The sequence below is a fragment of the Muribaculum sp. An289 genome, assembly GCF_002159555.1.
Taxonomy (GTDB): domain Bacteria; phylum Bacteroidota; class Bacteroidia; order Bacteroidales; family UBA932; genus Merdivivens; species Merdivivens faecigallinarum.
In genome coordinates this window covers 21,124-37,987 of sequence record NZ_NFIV01000012.1, presented here as the reverse complement: position 1 = coordinate 37,987, position 16,864 = coordinate 21,124, and the positions used below count along the sequence as shown (strand labels likewise).

Below are 16,864 nucleotides of genomic sequence, written 5' to 3'. Positions count from 1 at the left end.
CCTGGTAAACGGGGCAGTCTTTTTTTTTCGGGCTTTTCCTATGTCCTTAGAGGCTGGTTAGAAGCTAATTGTTAAAATTTTAATACCTAGCTTCTGAAATTTTAAACAGATTCTTATTCGTCTTCCGGAAGGATAAAATATGTGATGATTAGCTGCGGATTCCGTTCCGAATCGGTGCCGTTGAGCTCAGCCCTTACGTAGGAAATGTTGTCAAGGGTGATTGTGCTGCTTTCGCTCTCGGAACTGGTCGAGCCGTAATAGTAGTTGCCGTAGTACCCGTAAGGGTTATAATAACCTCCGTAACCGTATCCATACCCGTATCCGTAATCGTAATACTCGTAAGGGTCGTAGTAATAGTATGGATTGTAGTTGTAATAATAGTCTTCCGAGCTCGATGTGTCTTCATCGTTCTCGTCCGGCTCGTTGGTAGTCGGCATCAGCCAGATGTCATCGTCTTCGGACAGCTCGTCCTTCTCTTTTTTGAGAAGTCTCTGAAGATAGTGCGTTATGTCCGGGGAATAATATCCCAAGGACCTGTTTATCTCTCCAGGATCTTCTCCGGATATATTTACGTCGCTGATGCAGGTATAGAGGACCCTGCCGCTTTCAGTATGCATTCTGATGCTCGGGCTCAATATTGCCGGATACGAATTGTCGAGTATGGTGTAGTCCTGAGGGAATTCGAAAGGCAGGCGCAATGTCGCCCGTGAAAGCATTATGCGGTCGGGCGTGACGTTTTCCCCGGCAACGAGCCTTTCGAGTTCGGAGATTACGTATGATGCGCTGATTACCGGTTTTATTCCGGCGTTACCTTCGACTATGAGTTTCCGGGTCGGATCCGTATTGTTTATGGCCGATGACTTCATCGTGCTCGTATTCAGTGCAAAATACGATTCCACTGTGTTCGACGTGATGCCGGTGGCGAAAAGCAGGCTCGTGTCCACGTCCTTGCGGTCTCCGAAGTCTGCCGTATAATGGAGCATCCCGTAACTCTGTATCTTGAAGTTGTTTATCCTTCCTTCATCCACTCCCGGTATCGAGGAGGCTGTCGTAAAATAGATTCCGTGGAACGCCTTGTTGTAGCTGCTGAGCGTGTCGAGCAGGGAGGGATTCTTAGACAGGCTGTCGAGTATTTCCTTGGCGTATTCTTCAGTGAAAACGATTTTCAGCGTATCTTCGCTCCCGTTGTATGTGATGCCGTTTACCGATATCGGTTTGCTCCTGTCGTAGTAGTCTTCGGAAAATGAACAGTTGTAGACCGTCGTGGAGTCGAAATCCTTTACCATCCGGTAAACGTTGATATTCTGGATGATGTTTTGGCTCCTTTCGTCCATGCATTCCGTGCGGCGCAGGGCGAGGCCGAGGTAAAATTCCTTGATTCTTCTGTTGGTTCCGACATCCAGTGCGGAGTCCAAATCGACGAAAGGGACAAGGACTGTGGCGCATCCGTACTCGGAAACCCCTGATACGGAAGAATTTATCGAGCCGAAAACTATGGATGTGCTGCTTGTGGTAGCTATGCTGTCGGCCATTTTGAGCGTGACCGGCAGGGAGGTCGTCATCTGCTTTGTTTCGAGAAGCTGGTCTCCCGGAATCAGTCCGTATCCCATGTTCGGGTCGGTGTATATGCACGATGTTGCAGCCGAAAGGAGCAGGAGCAGTGCCGGCAGGGCCAGTCTATTGAGCGTTATCTTCATTTGTGTTGCCTATGATTCTGTCGTAAAAATCGTTATAAACCTTAATGTAGTCGTTGTTCCCATTCTCGATTTTAAAATACGGCAAAACAGGGCGGCCCAATTCTTTGCAGAAACCTTCAAGTTCCGCAGGGATGCTGTCCGAGCCCATGATAATCCCGTCGGAATGGAAAGAAGCCAATTTTGCAAGATTTATGCCGACAGGCTCTGCGAAGAGCTCGAAGTCTTTGGATTCCAATCCTGGAAGCGCCGCCTTTTCGGCCAGGTCCGCACTGAACCTCTCTTCCAAGAACTCGTCATACAGCGACAGCACTACTTTCGTATTTGAAAAAATAGGGTCGTCCTTATAGCATTTTTTCAGATAAAGGGGGAGGATGTGGGAAATCCATCCCTGGCAATGTATGATGTCGGGCTTCCACCTGAGTTTTTTTACGGTCTCGAGAACCCCGCGGGCAAAAAATACGGCCCTTTCGCCATTGTCGTCGAAAAATTTCCCGTTTTCATCGGTGAAGACATATTTTCTCTGGAAATAATCCTCGTTGTCTATGAAATACACCTGCATCCTTGCGGCCGGTATCGATGACACCTTTATAATTAACGGGCGGTCCACGTCGTTTATGACGATGTTCATCCCCGAAAGCCTGATTACTTCATGGAGCTGGTTCCTCCTTTCGTTTATGCATCCGTATTTCGGCATGAAGGAACGAATCTCTTTCTTGCATTCCTGTATTCCCTGCGGCAAATATCTGCCGATAGTGGATATGTATGTCTCCGGAAGATACGGATATATCTCCGAATTGACGAACAGTACTCTTGTGGGCTCGCTTTTTTGCATGATTCGATAATAAATTTAACACAAAGATACGAAATATTTTTGAAAATAACTATCTTTGAAAATTGTTGCGATTCGTTTCGGCTATGGCGGAAAAAGGAATAATATCAAGGCGAATAGTCCATTCGTACCTCTCGTCGGTAATCAGCATAAGTCTGGTGCTCTTCCTTGTCGGAGGGGCGGCCATGGTAATGTCCAATGCCAGGTCGGTTTCGGACTATTTTAAGGAAAACATGAAGATAACAGCCGAGCTTTCCCTTTCGGCGGATGAGGCCGAGGCCCTTTCGGCGGCCAAGGCCGTCGGGAACGTCCCCGGTGTGAAGTCCGTTGAATACATATCCAAAGAGCAGGGGATAAGGGAGATGGAAAAACAGCTCGGCAGCGGTTTCCTCGATGTTTTCGAGACACCGCCGATTCCGGCATCGCTTGAAATATCGGTGGAGGCTCCGTATTTGGACAGCCTCGGAACGCTGGAAGGGCGTATAACCGCTATCGAAAACGTGGACGGGCTTTATTACCAGCAGACGCTTTTCGAAAACCTGAATGAAAACATAGAAAAGATAGGGATAGTCCTGGCCTTTTTCATCCTGCTGCTTCTTTTCATATCTTCCGTGCTGATAGGCAATACGGTGCGCCTTAACCTGTATTCGAAGCGGTTCACGATTTATGCCATGCAGCTGGTGGGGGCGACTAAGGCGTTCATACGCAAGCCTTTCCTTGTGCAAGCCCTGTTCCAGGGGATGATTGCCGGCCTGATTGCGGCCGTGGCCATTGTGGCCGTGCTTCTTGTCGTCAAGGGCGATTTTCCCGGAATAATGGAGGCCGCGAGCAAGGAAGCCATTGCGGGGACGCTCGTGTTCATCGTGCTTCTCGGCGTTACGGTGTGCTGCATATCGACGGCGGTAGTTATAAACAGGCTGGTGGGCTTTTCCAAAGATGATTTATATTTGTGAAAAATTAGTGATAGTTTATGGTACAGCAGAAAAACAATGTCCGGAAACAGGTCCGCAAAGAACAGGACGGCGGTAAAATGGCCATTTCCGAAAGAGGCCTCAGGCTGCTCCTTGTGGGGCTTGTCGTCATGGTTTCGGGTTTCATACTTTTGGCCGGCGGCAAGAGCGACAATCCGGATTTCTTCAATTGGGAGATGTTCAATTTTACCAGAATGGTGGCTGCCCCGATTCTCATCATAGCCGGAATCGTTATCGAGATTGTGGGCATAATGGGCAGGCCCAGGATAAAACAGAATGACTGATGGAGTGGTTTGAAGCTTTGGTTTTGGGTTTGGTGCAGGGATTGACCGAGTTCCTTCCGGTCAGCAGCAGCGGGCACCTTGCCATAGGGAAGGCGCTTTTCGGAATAGAGAGCACCGATTTGCTTTTCGAGGTCATGGTCCACACTGCTACCGTATGCAGTACCATTGTAGTTTTCAGGAAGGAAATAGCCGACCTGATATGCGGGCTGTTCAAGTTCAAATACAATGAGCAGACGAAATATCTTGCGAAGATAGGCGTATCCCTGATTCCGGTAATGATAGTGGGATTCTTTTTCAAGGACGAAGTGGAAGCGGTTTTCGGCTCCGGGCTCGTAATAGTGGGGGCCATGCTCCTGCTTACGGCGCTGCTCCTTTTCCTGTCGGACTATATTACGAAAAAAGGTCTGTCGAAATCCCATGAACTGAATTACAAGGATGCGATCATAATGGGTATAGCCCAGGCTTTCGCCGTGATGCCAGGACTTTCCCGTTCCGGCTCGACGATAGCGGCCGGGCTTCTTTCGGGGGCGAAACGTTCCCAGGTAGCCGGATTTTCTTTCCTCATGGTGATAATCCCGATTTTAGGAGAGGCTTTCCTTTCGCTCGTTTCCGGCGAGGTCGGCGAGTCTTCGGCAGGTACATTGTCTCTGCTGGTAGGCTTCATTGCGGCATTCGTTTCAGGGCTGTTTGCCTGCAAATTCATGATATCGATAGTGAAAAAGGCCAAGCTGACCTGGTTTTCGGCCTATTGTATACTGGCCGCGGCGTTTTGTTTCATATTTGAGTTTGCGGCCTGATTGTCATGGGAAAGACATTTTTTGTCGCCGATGTGCATCTCGGGTTGAATGCCGGGAATCCCAAGGAACGGGAGAGGGATTTTACGGCTTTCCTGAAATCTCTGCCTTCCGATACGGAGGCCCTGTACCTCATGGGCGATATCTGGGATTTCTGGTATGAATACAGGGATGTTGTCCCGAGGGGGTATGTCCGTGTCCTCGGGGCGTTGGCGAACCTGGTAGACAGAGGGGTACGGGTCTGTTTTTTCCAAGGCAACCATGATGTGTGGACGTACAGCTATTTCCGTGATGAGATAGGCATGGTTCCCCTCGACCAGCCGTTCATAGTAGACATTGCGGGCAAGAGGTTCTGCCTCGGGCATGGGGACGGATTAGGCCCTGGAGACAAGGGGTATAAGCGCCTCAGGATGCTTTTCCATAATACGATTGCCCAGAGGCTGTTTTCGATGCTGCATCCCTGGGTGGCCTACCGTATCGGCAACAATTGGTCTAAACACAACAGACTTGCACGCGGGGTGCGTTATGAATTCCGCGGCACGGACGAGCCTTTATACCGGTTCGCTGACAGTTTCGGCCCGGCAAATGGCGGTATAGACTATTATGTTTTCGGACATTACCATTGCGAGGTCAGGATGCCCGTGGAAAGCGGCGGGGAATTGTTCGTCCTCGGGGACTGGTTGCACGGGCGTAATTATTTGTTGTATGAAAAGGATTCCGGGATGAAGTCCGGATATTTCCAGAACAACGAATAGTAGAGGGCTTCATATTCCCCGGCCTCCCATATTCCGACAAGTTCTTCCAGCCTTGCGTCCTCGCCGTCCTTGTCGTATGGTTTCTTCAGGTCGGAGCCGAAAAGTTTTGCCACAGCCTGCCAGAATCCCGCGGTTATGCCTCCCTTGTAGTCCTTTATTATATTATAAGAGGTGATTCCGACTTCCCGGTCGATCAGTTTCATGAGCATTTTCCCCTGGGTGACGGTCATGCTCCTGAGCGGTTTTTCGAATCTCGCGAAAAGTTCTTTTTCGACACCTCTGATGAATTTTTCCCTCTGTGTCCGTGTAAAATTTTCCGAGAAGATGGTGCTGTCCGTTTCCATCAGGATTTCTTTGGCCATCAGTGCGTATGGATAGGTCTTCCCGAAATTCTGCACGTCACGGTAATATTTTCTCCAGTACGAGCCTTTCTGTTTCGGGATACGGGCATAAATCTTTGCAGTTTTCAGGGTGGAGATGTATACGGTGTCTCCGTCCGGCTCCACTATGTATTGCATGAAGTCGTCTTTGTCCGTGTTCTGTGCGGCAAGTTCCCCGCAATTGCATGCGAAGAAGAGCAATGCGAGGAAAGCTGCCGTTATGGTTGAAAAATTTTTCATTTCCTCATGTCCTGGGGTCGCCGGTACAAAAATATAAAATGTTTCGTCTGCCGGAGCCGTTTTTATGCCAAAACCGTACCGCGAACATTTTTTCCGTATTTGTAATGCGCTGAAAATTCATCTCTTAATATTGAAATTTTTTGTGCCAAAAGTTGTAAAATTTTCATAGAAAAATTTGTATTTCAAAAAAAAGTCGTAACTTTGCAACCCTTGAATTATGCACTGAAGTGCTTAATTTATTGATTATTAGAAAGTTAATTAAAGGTAATAAAGAGATGTTACAACCAAAGAAAACTAAGTTCAGGAGGCAACAGAAAGGCCGCATGAAAGGAAATGCCCAGAGGGGGCACCAGCTCGCTTTCGGTTCTTTCGGCATCAAGACTCTTGAGAGCTGCTGGCTTACCGGTCAGCAGATAGAAGCCGCACGTCAGGCCGTAGTGCGTTACATGAAGCGTGAAGGTAAGATTTGGATCAGGATTTTCCCTGACAAGCCTTATACCAAGAAGCCTGCCGAAGTGCGTATGGGTAAAGGTAAAGGTAACCCTGAGGGCTTTGTGGCTCCTGTTACCCCGGGCCGTATGCTTATCGAGGCCGAGGGAGTTCCATTGGCTATTGCCAAGGAGGCGCTTCGTCTCGGTGCCCAGAAATTGCCGGTACAGACCAAGTTTGTCGTGCGCAGGGATTATGTTGAATAATATTAATGGAGTGAAAGATGAAACCAGCAGAAATTCGTGATATGTCTGTAGCAGACCTGCGTGACAGAATCGAGTCGGCAAAGTCCGAGCTCAACATGATGAAGATCAACCATGCCATATCCCCGTTGGAGGACAACTCAAAGATTAAGAAATTAAGGAAAGATATCGCGCGCATGTTGACGATTCTTACCGAAAAAGAGAAACAGAACTAAAAAAGATATCTGAAATGGAAAGGAATCTTCGTAAAGAAAGAGTAGGCATAGTTGTCAGCAATAAGATGGACAAGTCCATCGTGGTGGCTGTCAATAGGAAAGTGAAGCATCCTATTTACGGTAAATTCGTAAATAAGACCACAAAGTTCGTAGCACATGACGAGAAGAACGAGTGCAGTGAGGGCGATACCGTCCGTATCATGGAGACCCGTCCTTTGAGTAAGACCAAGTGCTGGAGGTTAGTAGAAATCGTAGAAAAAGTCAAGTAACAATGATACAGCAGGAAACACGTTTACAGGTGGCAGACAACAGCGGAGCCAAGGAAGTTCTTTGCATCCGCGTTCTGGGCGGTACGCGCCGTCGTTATGCAACCGTAGGCGACATGATAGTAGTCGCCATTAAGAGTGCGTTGCCTGGTGGCGATGCCAAGAAAGGCAGCGTTTCAAAGGCCGTAGTAGTCCGCACCAAGAAAGAAATCCGCAGGGCAGACGGTTCGTATATCCGTTTCGATGACAATGCCTGCGTTTTACTCAATAACCAGGGTGAAATCCGTGGCACCCGTATTTTCGGGCCGGTAGCCAGGGAATTGAGGGATAATTACATGAAAATCGTCTCATTGGCACCTGAAGTACTTTAAAATATATTAATTATGAGCAAGTTACACATTAAAAAAGGCGATATGGTCTATGTAAATTCCGGAAATGACAGAGGCAAGACCGGAAAGGTGCTTGAGGTGTTCCCTAAGAAGGAGCGTGCTATCGTCGAGGGTGTGAATATCATCAGCAAGCACACCAAACCGTCTCCTAAGAACCCTCAGGGCGGAATTATCAAGAAAGAAGCAAGCATCCACATTTCCAATCTCAACCCGCTGGATCCTGTCAAGGGAGTTCCTACAAGAATCGGGCGTCGTCTGGAGAACGGCAAGCTTGTACGTTATGCTAAAAAATCTGGGGAGGAAATCAAATAATGGCAAAGAAGACTACCGCAGTTGCAGATCAGGCCTTGCCTGCTAAGGGATATGTCCCTACTCTGCTGAAAAAATATAAAGAGGAAATAGTTCCGGTTCTGATGAAGGAGTTCTCGTATACTACTGTCATGCAGTGCCCGAAACTGGTCAAGATAAGCATCAACCAGGGTATAGGAAGCGCTACTGCCGACAAGAAGCTTATCGAAGTGGCTCAGCAGGAACTTACCCAGATTACCGGTCAGAAAGCCGTCCAGACTTTGTCAAGGAAGGATATTTCCAACTTCAAACTCCGTAAGGGGATGCCTATCGGTGTCAAGGTGACACTCCGTTCGGCGAAGATGTACGAATTCCTTGAGAGGCTCATCGCTGTTTCCCTCCCTCGTATCCGTGATTTCAACGGTGTGGACGAGAAATTTGACGGAAGAGGAAACTATACCCTCGGAATCAAAGAGCAGATCATATTCCCTGAAATCGATATCGACAAGATAACCAAGGTAATGGGAATGGAAATCACATTCGTGACAACGGCCGGTACCGATGAAGAAGCACGTGCGCTCCTTCGTGAATTCGGTGTGCCTTTCAAGAAACATAACAATTAAAGATTAGGATATGGCAAAAGAATCAATGAAAGCCCGCGAAGTGAAACGCGCAAAGCTGGTGGCCAAATATGCCGCTAAGAGAAAGGCTCTCAAAGAAGCCGGAGACTGGGCCGCTTTGGATAAACTTCCTAAGAATTCGTCCCCTTGCCGCCTTCACAACCGCTGTTCTCTTACAGGCCGTCCGAAAGGATATATGCGCCAGTTCGGCATCAGCCGTATACAGTTCCGCGAGATGGCAAGCAACGGTCTTATTCCGGGTGTAAAAAAAGCAAGTTGGTAAATTTTAATCATTTATTATAAACACATTGGATATCGGGCGTGTGAACGTCGATATTTAGAAAAACAAAAACATTATGACTGATCCAATTGCAGATTATTTGACAAGGATACGCAATGCGTATATGGTAGGCCACAAGGTTGTGGAAGTGCCTTCGTCGAAGATGAAACTCGCACTTACCGAGATACTTTTCGAGCAGGGCTACATCCTGACTTACAAAGTGGTCGAGGGCACGCCTTACAACACCATCAAGATAGCCCTCAAATATCATCCTGAGACAAAGAAACCGGCAATCAAGAAGATTGGCAGGATTTCGACTCCAGGTCTGAGGCGTTATGCTCCGGTGGACAAGATTCCAAGAATACTCAACGGTCTGGGAATTGCCATCCTTTCGACTTCGAAAGGTGTCATCACAGACAAAAAGGCCAAAGAATTGAATGTCGGCGGCGAGCTCATTTGTTACGTTTATTAATTTTATAAAAGATAATAGAAATGTCAAGAATAGGAAAATTGCCTGTACACCTTCCGGCCGGAGTTACGGTAGAAGTAAGCCCCGACAATACGGTCAAGGTTAAAGGACCTCAGAAAACGGAAATGTCGTTGAAAGTAAATCCTGACATTACCGTGAAAGTTGAGGGTAACACTGTTACATTGTCCCGTCCTACTGATGATCCCGCACACCGTTCGCTCCATGGATTGTACCGTGCGCTGATTCACAATATGGTAGTGGGAGTTTCTGAAGGTTTTACCATCAAACAGGAATTCGTCGGTGTCGGTTACCGTGTGGAAGTAAAAGGGCAGGTGCTCGAAATGTCCCTCGGTTATTCGCATGATATACACTTCATGCTGCCTCCGGAAGTAAAGGCTGAAGCCGAAGCCGTTAAAAAGGGAGCAAACCCTGTGCTTGTGCTTAAAAGCCATGACAAACAGCTTTTGGGCCAGGTTGCCGCAAAGATAAGGTCTCTGCGTAAACCAGAGCCATATAAGGGCAAGGGTATCAAGTTCGTCGGTGAACAGCTTCGTCGTAAGGCTGGTAAATCGGCAAGCGCTAAATAATAGGAGACAGAACTATGGCACTTAATAAGATAGAAAGAAGGAAAAGAATACATTACCGTATACGTAAAGTCGTTAACGGTACTCCTGAAAGGCCGAGAATGGTCGTTTTCAGAAGCAACAAACAGATTTATGTCCAGGTTGTTGACGACACTAAAGGACATACGCTTGTTTCCGCATCGTCTCTTGACAAGGAACTCGTAGGGGCATGCGCCGGCAAGTGCGGTAAGGATGTGGCTGCCGTAGTCGGCAAATCCATAGCCGAGCGTGCGATTGCTAAAGGAATCTCTACTGTGTCTTTCGACAGAGGAGGTTACCTGTATCATGGTAGGGTAAAAAGTTTGGCAGACGCTGCCCGTGAAGGCGGCCTAATTTTCTAAAGTGATTATGGCAAATACTAATGTTAAAAGAGTAAAGACATCTGAGCTTGAATTGAAAGACAGATTGGTCGCTATAAAGAGGGTTACCAAGGTTACGAAAGGTGGCCGTCATTTCAGTTTCGCTGCTATAGTGGTCGTAGGCGATGAAAACGGCGTAGTCGGTTACGGTCTCGGCAAGGCGAACGAGGTTACCACGGCCATTTCGAAAGGAGTCGAGGACGCAAAGAAGAATCTCGTGAAGGTCCCTGTATTGAACGGTACCATTCCTCATGAGCAGGAATTCAAATTCGGCGGAGCGAAAGTTTTCATGAAACCGGCAGCCCCTGGTACCGGAGTCAAGGCAGGAGGTGCAATGCGTGCCGTATTCGAGTCTGTCGGAATACGCAACGTGCTTGCAAAGTCGAGAGGCTCTTCCAACCCTCATAACCTTGTAAAGGCAACCGTAGCCGCACTTTCGGAAATGCGTGACGCATATACTGTAGCAGGTCTCCGTGGTATTCCTATGAGTAAAGTATTTAACGGTTAGGAGGATTTGAGATGGCTAAAGTAAGAATTACACAGATAAAGAGCAAGAACGGTTCTACCAAGAGGCAGAAGGCTAATCTCGAAATACTCGGGATACGCAGGATGCACCAGAGCGTGGAAGTCGAACTTACCCCTGCAAGTTCCGGAAGAATCGAGAAAATACGTCATTTGGTCAAAATCGAGGAAATCTAAACAAGGAGGACAGATAAATGAAATTACATAATTTGAAACCAGCTCCTGGTTCCAAAGGAAGAGAAAAGAGGATCGGCCGTGGCGAAGGTTCCGGACATGGCGGTACGTCGACACGTGGTCACAAAGGAGCTCAGGCCCGTTCCGGTTATTCACGCAAGATTGGCTTCGAAGGAGGCCAGATGCCTATTCAGCGTCGTCTTCCTAAGGTTGGATTTAACAATTTTACAAGAGTTGAATATTTCGGGGTCAATGTTCGCACACTCCAGAACCTGGCCGAGAAAAACAATCTTTCGGTCATTGATATCGATGTGCTCAGGAATTTCGGTGTCGTTAAGAACAACGAGCTTGTCAAGATACTCGGCGACGGCGAACTGACTGCCAAAATCGATGTAACGGCCAATGCTTTCTCCAAGTCTGCCATAGAGAAGATTGAGAAAGCCGGAGGTAAAGTAACTACAATCTAATTCTGGTGCAATGAGAAGATTGATCCAGACAATTAAAAACATATATAGGATCGAGGAACTCCGCAAGAGAATCGGTTATACCCTTCTTCTGCTGTTGGTCTATCGTCTCGGAAGTTTTGTAGTGCTTCCGGGCATCGATCCTGCACAGCTTGCCGAATTGCAGGAAACTTCTTCGGAAGGCCTCGTCGGCTTGCTGAACATGTTCTCCGGAGGCGCATTCGGAAATGCTTCGATATTCGCCCTCGGAGTCATGCCTTATATTTCGGCATCGATTGTGATCCAGCTTCTCGGAGTCATGGTGCCTTATTTCCAGAGGCTTCAGAAAGAAGGTGAAAGCGGGAGAAGGAAGATGAACCAGATGACAAGGCTTCTGACTATCATCATACTTCTTATCCAGGGCCCTGCATACATGGCAAATCTCCATACGCAGGTTCCTGATTCGGCTTTCCTGGCAATCAACAATCTCGGAATGTCACCGTTCTGGTACAATTTCCTGGCTACCCTTATCCTCATAGGCGGAACCATGTTTGTCATGTGGCTCGGCGAGAGGATTACGGACAGGGGAATCGGAAACGGAATCTCGTTGATAATCATGGTCGGTATCATAGCAAGGCTTCCTTATGCGCTTGTGGCTGAGTTCGGTTCGAAATTCTCCACAGCGAATGTCGGAGGCGCCCTCCTGCTTATCGTAGAGTTCGTACTTCTGTTCTTCGTATTCATCGCTACCATCGCGCTGGTGCAGGCGACGAGAAAGGTTCCGGTACAGTACGCCAAGAGGATTGTCGGCAACAAGCAGTACGGCGGTGTGCGCCAGTACCTGCCGTTGAAGGTCAATGCTGCCGGTGTCATGCCGATTATCTTCGCCCAGGCACTGATGCTGTTCCCTCTCATTTTCGGCCGCTTCGATGCGACAAGGGGGCTTGCAGCCGTTTTGGGCGACTATAACGGATTCTGGTACAACTTCATTTTCGCCATTTTCGTGATAGCATTCACCTGGTTCTATACCTCTGTGACTATCAACCCTACGATGATGGCCGAGCAGATGAAGCAGAACGGAGGTTTCATCCCTGGCGTGAAGCCTGGCAGAAAGACGGCTGAATATATCGGTACCATAATGGACCGCATAACCCTTCCGGGTTCGATATTCATCGCTTTGGTCGCCATACTTCCTGCCTTCGCGAGGATTCTCGGTATCAATAACCAGTTCGCAAGTTTTTACGGCGGTACATCGCTGCTGATTCTTGTCGGAGTCATTCTTGATACCCTGACACAGATAGAGAGTCATCTCCTGAGCCGTCACTATGACGGTTTGATGAAGACAGGCCGCCTCCAGGGACGTTCCGGAATGTAATAAAGGTTTAGAATATAGGAGAAGTAACAATGGTAAGGTCAAGGAATGCGGAAGAAGTCGAGCTGTTGCGTGAAAACGCGCTGCTCGTATCCAAGACGCTTGCGGAAGTCGGGAAACATGTTATTCCAGGTGTGACAACATTAGAGTTGGATAGGATAGCAGAGACTTTCATTCGCGATCATGGAGCCGTGCCTTGTTTCCTCGGTTACGAGGGGTATCCTTATTCGCTCTGTATTTCCATAAATGATGTAATCGTACACGGTTTTCCGTCCCATTATCAGCTCCGTGAGGGAGATATAGTGTCGGTGGATTGCGGTACGTCCTACAGAGGTTATTGCGGGGATTCCGCCTATACTTTCGCCTGTGGCGAGATTTCGGAAGAGGACCGCAGACTTCTGGAGGTTACGAAGGCATCATTGTACAAAGGTATAGAGCAGGCCATTGACGGTAACCGTACCGGTGACATAGGACACGCGGTACAATCGTATGTAGAGCAATTCGGCTACTCCGTCGTGAGGGAGCTCGAAGGGCACGGAATAGGCAGGAACATGCACGAATCCCCGGGAGTTCCGAATTACGGAAAACAGGGAAACGGGGTCAGACTTAAAGACGGGATGGTTATCTGCATAGAGCCGATGGTGAATGCAGGCAAGCGCGATGTCTATCTCGACCGCAACGGTTGGGGAGTCCATACCCTGGACGGCAAGAAGGCTGCACATTTCGAACTTACGGTTGTTGTCCGTAAAGACCGGGCGGACGTACTGTCTACTTTCGAATATATAGAAAACGGTAAGAATTAAATTAAAGAGTGATAATTGTATGCCAAAACAAGCAGCAATAGAAAAAGACGGTGTGATCATCGAAGCCTTGTCCAATGCGATGTTCAGGGTCGAACTGGATAACGGCCACGTGATTATAGCACATATTTCCGGTAAGATGAGGTTGCATTATATCCGAATCCTGCCTGGGGATAAGGTGCGAGTCGAAATGTCACCTTACGATTTAACAAAGGGAAGAATTTCTTTCAGATACAAATAAATTTAAAGAGAAATGAAAGTAAAGGCATCCATTAAAAAGCGCAGCGAGGACTGTAAGATAGTAAAGCGCAAAGGCCGCTTGTACATCATATGCAAGAAGAATCCTAAGTTTAAAATGCGCCAAGGATAATAATTAATTTTAAAATTAAAAATCAGAGTATATTATGGCACGTATAGCCGGTGTAGATTTACCTAAAAATAAAAGGGGAGAGATAGGTTTGACCTATATCTTCGGGATTGGCCGCAGTTCATCCAGGAAGATTCTTTCCGAACTCGGCATAGATTTCGACACGAAGGTGGGCGACTGGAACGATGACCAGGTTGCAGCCATCCGTGCGAAGATTGCCCAGGAATACAAAATCGAGGGCGAACTTCGTTCCGCAATACAGTTGAACATCAAGCGACTGATGGATATCGGTTGTTACAGGGGAATCCGCCATCGTATCGGACTTCCTGTCCGTGGCCAGAGCACCAAGAACAATGCCCGTACACGTAAAGGAAGGAAAAAGACGGTCGCTAACAAGAAAAAAGCAACTAAATAGTAAATGACACTATTATGGCAAAGAAAACAGGAACAACAAATAAGAAGAGAGTTGTCAAGGTAGACGCTTATGGCCAGGCCCATATTTCTTCCACCTTCAACAATGTGATTATAACCATAACCAACAGCGTTGGTCAGGTTATCAGCTGGTCTTCAGCAGGCAAGTGCGGCTTCAGGGGCTCGAAGAAAAACACTCCTTATGCAGCACAGGTTGCGGCTGCCGAAGCTGCAAAAGTAGCATACGATCTTGGCTTGCGTAAAGTCAAGGCTTATGTGAAAGGTCCGGGCCAGGGACGTGAGTCCGCAATCCGAACAATCCATACTACAGGTGTCGAAGTGACCGAGATTATCGACGTTACTCCTATGCCTCACAATGGTTGCCGTCCTAAAGGCCGCCGCAGAGTATAATTTTAAATAACGTTTTTAAAAGGTAGTTTTAATATGGCAAGATATATTGGGCCTAAGACTAAAATAGCCCGCAGGTTTGGAGAGCCTATTTTTGGACCGGATAAAGATTTCGAAAGAAGGAATTATCCTCCGGGACAGCACGGTTTGGCCAGAAAACGTAAAAAATCTTCCGAGTATGGAATGCAGCTTAGGGAAAAGCAGAAAGTGAAATATACTTACGGCGTTCTCGAAAGGCAGTTCCGCAATACTTACGAAAAGGCTTCGAAAATGAAGGGTGTGAAAGGTGAGAACCTTATTATCCTTCTCGAGTCCCGTCTCGACAACATCGTTTACCGTATGGGTCTTGCTCCTACACGTCCTGCTGCAAGGCAGCTCGTATCGCACGCACACATCACGCTGAACGGCGAGGTCTGCAACATTCCGTCGGCACAGGTAAGGCCTGGCGACATAATTGCAGTGCGCGAGCGCTCGAAGAGCCTTGAGGTGATACAGGACGCGCTGGCATCATCGGCTACGAGGAAGTATTCATGGATAGAATTCGACCAGTCGAAGCTCTCCGGAAAGTATATGAATTATCCTGTAAGGGAAGAAATTCCTGAAAACATCAACGAACAGCTTATAGTCGAGTTGTATTCTAAATAAAAGATAAAAGGGCAAAACACTAAAAATTAAGAAAATATGGCAATTTTAGCATTTCAAAAACCGGATAAGGTAATAATGCTCGACGGTACCGATACCTTTGGCCGTTTTGAATTCCGTCCTCTCGAGCAGGGATACGGACAGACGATTGGTAACGCTTTCCGCCGTATCTTATTGTCGTCATTAGAGGGTTTTGCCATCACTTCTATCAAGATTTCCGGGGTTACTCACGAATTCGACACTATCCCCGGTGTTATTGAAGGTCTTCAGGATATCATCCTCAATCTGAAGCAGGTACGTTTCAAGAGAATGGTCGATACTGAAGATGGAGAGGTGGCCACGATTACTATAAGCGGAAAGCAGGAGTTTACCGCAGAAGATCTTTCAAATGCTCTTTCATCGTTCAAAGTATTGAATCCCGAGCTTCATATCTGCTCCATGGAACCTTCCGTAAAGTTGGTGATGGACATAGTCATAAGCAAGGGAAGGGGTTTTGTCCCGGCAGAGGAAAACCGCGATCACAATGCTCCGGTCGATACGCTGCCGATAGATGCTATTTTCACTCCTATCAAGAATGTCAATTGGATTGTCGAGCCTTGGCGTGTCGAGCAGAAGACCGACTACGACAAGCTGGTCCTCGAAGTAACCACAGACGGGTCGATTTCTCCTAAGACGGCATTGAAGGAGGCAGCGAAAATACTTATCTATCATTTCATGCTTTTCTCCGATGAAAAGATAGCTTTGGAAACCGCTGTCGAAAACGAACAGCAGGAACTTGATGAGGATTCTCTCCGCATGCGCCATCTGCTTCTGACGAAGCTGGCGGATATGGGATTGTCTGTCAGGGCTTTCAACTGCTTGAAAGCTGCAAATATCGAGACATTCGCGGACCTGGTTTCGTACCAGAGGAGCGAGTTGATGAAGTTCAGGAACTTCGGTAAGAAATCCCTTAACGAAATCGATGTCCTCGTAGACAAATGGAATCTTTCATTCGGAATGGATGTCAGCAAGTACAATATTGAAGTAAAGAAACACATAAATAACAATTATGAGGCACAATAAAGCAATAAATCATCTCGGCCGTAAAAGTGCGCACAGAAAAGCGATGCTTGCCAATATGGCTTGCTCGCTGATTCTCCACAAAAGGATAATCACAACTTTGGCAAAGGCGAAGGCTTTGAGGATGTATGTAGAACCTCTCATATCGAAGTCCAAAGAGGATACCACGCATTCGCGCCGTGTCGTTTTCAGTTATCTTAAACAGAAACAGGCCATTACCGAACTGTTCCGTGTAGTGGCGCCTAAGATAGCCAACCGTCCGGGCGGATATACACGTATCCTGAAAGTGGGTTTCAGGAAAGGCGATGCTGCCGAAATAGCATTGATAGAGCTTGTGGACTTTAACGAAGCAGCTATGGCTGCCCCTGTAAAGGAGGAGAAGAAGACCACCCGCCGCAGCCGTTCAAGAAAACCTCAGACCAAGGAAGCTGAAGTTCCCGCTCAGGAAGCGGCAGCAACCGAAGCTCCTAAGGCAGAGGCGGCTGAAGCCAAGGAAGAGTAGCAATTACATATAA

The 16,864-nt window shown here is 47.5% G+C and carries 29 protein-coding genes; 26 read left to right on the top strand and 3 right to left on the bottom strand.

Going from position 1 to position 16,864, the window contains the following annotated elements:
- Window positions 1–113 precede the first annotated feature (113 nt).
- Together B5F83_RS09160 and B5F83_RS09155 are read right to left on the bottom strand one after the other, a co-directional pair.
- A complete protein-coding gene (locus tag B5F83_RS09160; RefSeq protein WP_087279992.1) occupies window positions 114–1,697 on the bottom strand; it encodes a hypothetical protein in 1,584 nt (527 codons plus the stop codon).
- Window positions 1,678–2,529: a glycogen/starch synthase gene (locus B5F83_RS09155; protein ID WP_087279989.1), complete on the bottom strand. Its 852-nt coding sequence runs from the start codon at window positions 2,527–2,529 to the stop codon at window positions 1,678–1,680. The genes B5F83_RS09160 and B5F83_RS09155 overlap by 20 nt, the downstream gene beginning before the upstream one ends.
- 83 nt (window positions 2,530–2,612) lie before the next feature.
- On the opposite strand from B5F83_RS09155, the gene B5F83_RS09150 reads away from it, so the two are divergent.
- From B5F83_RS09150 to B5F83_RS09135, 4 genes are read left to right on the top strand one after another with little or no spacing between them, the layout of a single operon-like run.
- Window positions 2,613–3,479, top strand: coding sequence for a permease-like cell division protein FtsX (locus B5F83_RS09150; RefSeq protein WP_087279986.1), 867 nt, complete (start codon window positions 2,613–2,615; stop codon window positions 3,477–3,479).
- Window positions 3,480–3,496: 17 nt separating this feature from the next.
- Entirely contained in the window at window positions 3,497–3,781 is a 285-nt protein-coding gene (locus tag B5F83_RS09145) for a DUF3098 domain-containing protein (protein ID WP_087279983.1), read from the top strand.
- A complete protein-coding gene (locus B5F83_RS09140; RefSeq protein WP_087279980.1) occupies window positions 3,781–4,578 on the top strand; it encodes an undecaprenyl-diphosphate phosphatase in 798 nt (265 codons plus the stop codon). Before B5F83_RS09145 ends, B5F83_RS09140 begins: the two co-directional genes overlap by 1 nt.
- A gap of 5 nt (window positions 4,579–4,583) precedes the next feature.
- Window positions 4,584–5,330, top strand: coding sequence for a UDP-2,3-diacylglucosamine diphosphatase (locus B5F83_RS09135; protein ID WP_087279977.1), 747 nt, complete (start codon window positions 4,584–4,586; stop codon window positions 5,328–5,330).
- Here the strand turns inward: B5F83_RS09135 and B5F83_RS09130 are convergent.
- A complete protein-coding gene (locus B5F83_RS09130) occupies window positions 5,270–5,950 on the bottom strand; it encodes a DUF4294 domain-containing protein (protein WP_087279974.1) in 681 nt (226 codons plus the stop codon). The genes B5F83_RS09135 and B5F83_RS09130 overlap by 61 nt on opposite strands.
- Window positions 5,951–6,225: 275 nt before the next feature.
- Here B5F83_RS09130 and rplP point away from each other — a divergent pair, with 275 nt between their 5' ends.
- From rplP to rplQ, 22 genes are all read left to right on the top strand, one after another.
- On the top strand, window positions 6,226–6,645 hold the full coding sequence (gene rplP / locus B5F83_RS09125; protein WP_087280006.1) for a 50S ribosomal protein L16: 420 nt from the start codon (window positions 6,226–6,228) through the stop codon (window positions 6,643–6,645).
- A gap of 17 nt (window positions 6,646–6,662) precedes the next feature.
- On the top strand, window positions 6,663–6,857 hold the full coding sequence (gene rpmC, locus B5F83_RS09120) for a 50S ribosomal protein L29 (protein ID WP_087279971.1): 195 nt from the start codon (window positions 6,663–6,665) through the stop codon (window positions 6,855–6,857).
- A 14-nt stretch (window positions 6,858–6,871) separates the two neighbouring features.
- On the top strand, window positions 6,872–7,126 hold the full coding sequence (gene rpsQ / locus B5F83_RS09115) for a 30S ribosomal protein S17 (RefSeq protein WP_087279968.1): 255 nt from the start codon (window positions 6,872–6,874) through the stop codon (window positions 7,124–7,126).
- A 2-nt stretch (window positions 7,127–7,128) separates the two neighbouring features.
- Complete coding sequence (gene rplN / locus B5F83_RS09110; RefSeq protein WP_087279965.1) at window positions 7,129–7,494, top strand: 50S ribosomal protein L14; 366 nt, start codon at window positions 7,129–7,131, stop codon at window positions 7,492–7,494.
- 12 nt (window positions 7,495–7,506) lie between these two features.
- Complete coding sequence (gene rplX, locus B5F83_RS09105) at window positions 7,507–7,824, top strand: 50S ribosomal protein L24 (protein ID WP_087279962.1); 318 nt, start codon at window positions 7,507–7,509, stop codon at window positions 7,822–7,824.
- Window positions 7,824–8,423 (top strand): 50S ribosomal protein L5, encoded by a 600-nt coding sequence (gene rplE / locus B5F83_RS09100; RefSeq protein WP_087279960.1) that lies wholly within the window; start codon window positions 7,824–7,826, stop codon window positions 8,421–8,423. The genes rplX and rplE overlap by 1 nt, the downstream gene beginning before the upstream one ends.
- 10 nt (window positions 8,424–8,433) lie before the next feature.
- Window positions 8,434–8,703 (top strand): 30S ribosomal protein S14, encoded by a 270-nt coding sequence (gene rpsN / locus B5F83_RS09095; RefSeq protein WP_087279957.1) that lies wholly within the window; start codon window positions 8,434–8,436, stop codon window positions 8,701–8,703.
- Window positions 8,704–8,776: 73 nt separating this feature from the next.
- Window positions 8,777–9,172, top strand: coding sequence for a 30S ribosomal protein S8 (gene rpsH / locus B5F83_RS09090; RefSeq protein ID WP_087279954.1), 396 nt, complete (start codon window positions 8,777–8,779; stop codon window positions 9,170–9,172).
- A gap of 20 nt (window positions 9,173–9,192) precedes the next feature.
- Window positions 9,193–9,756, top strand: coding sequence for a 50S ribosomal protein L6 (gene rplF, locus B5F83_RS09085; RefSeq protein ID WP_087279951.1), 564 nt, complete (start codon window positions 9,193–9,195; stop codon window positions 9,754–9,756).
- Window positions 9,757–9,770: 14 nt separating this feature from the next.
- A complete protein-coding gene (gene rplR / locus B5F83_RS09080) occupies window positions 9,771–10,133 on the top strand; it encodes a 50S ribosomal protein L18 (protein ID WP_087279948.1) in 363 nt (120 codons plus the stop codon).
- Between the two features lie 7 nt (window positions 10,134–10,140).
- On the top strand, window positions 10,141–10,659 hold the full coding sequence (rpsE, locus tag B5F83_RS09075; protein ID WP_087279945.1) for a 30S ribosomal protein S5: 519 nt from the start codon (window positions 10,141–10,143) through the stop codon (window positions 10,657–10,659).
- Window positions 10,660–10,670: 11 nt separating this feature from the next.
- Window positions 10,671–10,850, top strand: a complete 180-nt coding sequence (gene rpmD / locus B5F83_RS09070) for a 50S ribosomal protein L30 (protein ID WP_087279942.1) — start codon at window positions 10,671–10,673, stop codon at window positions 10,848–10,850.
- Window positions 10,851–10,867: 17 nt separating this feature from the next.
- Window positions 10,868–11,314 (top strand): 50S ribosomal protein L15, encoded by a 447-nt coding sequence (gene rplO / locus B5F83_RS09065; RefSeq protein WP_087279939.1) that lies wholly within the window; start codon window positions 10,868–10,870, stop codon window positions 11,312–11,314.
- Window positions 11,315–11,324: 10 nt separating this feature from the next.
- Entirely contained in the window at window positions 11,325–12,665 is a 1,341-nt protein-coding gene (gene secY, locus B5F83_RS09060) for a preprotein translocase subunit SecY (protein WP_087279936.1), read from the top strand.
- Window positions 12,666–12,694: 29 nt separating this feature from the next.
- Window positions 12,695–13,465 (top strand): type I methionyl aminopeptidase, encoded by a 771-nt coding sequence (map, locus tag B5F83_RS09055; protein WP_087279933.1) that lies wholly within the window; start codon window positions 12,695–12,697, stop codon window positions 13,463–13,465.
- A 19-nt stretch (window positions 13,466–13,484) separates the two neighbouring features.
- On the top strand, window positions 13,485–13,703 hold the full coding sequence (gene infA / locus B5F83_RS09050; RefSeq protein ID WP_087279930.1) for a translation initiation factor IF-1: 219 nt from the start codon (window positions 13,485–13,487) through the stop codon (window positions 13,701–13,703).
- Window positions 13,704–13,715: 12 nt separating this feature from the next.
- Entirely contained in the window at window positions 13,716–13,832 is a 117-nt protein-coding gene (gene ykgO / locus B5F83_RS09045; RefSeq protein ID WP_087279927.1) for a type B 50S ribosomal protein L36, read from the top strand.
- A 31-nt stretch (window positions 13,833–13,863) separates the two neighbouring features.
- Entirely contained in the window at window positions 13,864–14,244 is a 381-nt protein-coding gene (gene rpsM / locus B5F83_RS09040; protein ID WP_087279924.1) for a 30S ribosomal protein S13, read from the top strand.
- Between the two features lie 14 nt (window positions 14,245–14,258).
- The gene (gene rpsK / locus B5F83_RS09035; protein ID WP_087279921.1) at window positions 14,259–14,651 is read left to right on the top strand and encodes a 30S ribosomal protein S11; all 393 of its coding nucleotides are present in this window, start codon (window positions 14,259–14,261) and stop codon (window positions 14,649–14,651) included.
- Between the two features lie 33 nt (window positions 14,652–14,684).
- Window positions 14,685–15,293: a 30S ribosomal protein S4 gene (rpsD, locus tag B5F83_RS09030; protein ID WP_087279918.1), complete on the top strand. Its 609-nt coding sequence runs from the start codon at window positions 14,685–14,687 to the stop codon at window positions 15,291–15,293.
- Between the two features lie 36 nt (window positions 15,294–15,329).
- The gene (locus tag B5F83_RS09025; protein WP_087279914.1) at window positions 15,330–16,352 is read left to right on the top strand and encodes a DNA-directed RNA polymerase subunit alpha; all 1,023 of its coding nucleotides are present in this window, start codon (window positions 15,330–15,332) and stop codon (window positions 16,350–16,352) included.
- Window positions 16,339–16,851 carry a 50S ribosomal protein L17 gene (gene rplQ, locus B5F83_RS09020; RefSeq protein ID WP_087279911.1) on the top strand — a complete coding sequence of 171 codons (513 nt, stop codon included), beginning with the start codon at window positions 16,339–16,341 and terminating at the stop codon, window positions 16,849–16,851. Before B5F83_RS09025 ends, rplQ begins: the two co-directional genes overlap by 14 nt.
- Window positions 16,852–16,864: the final 13 nt, after the last annotated feature.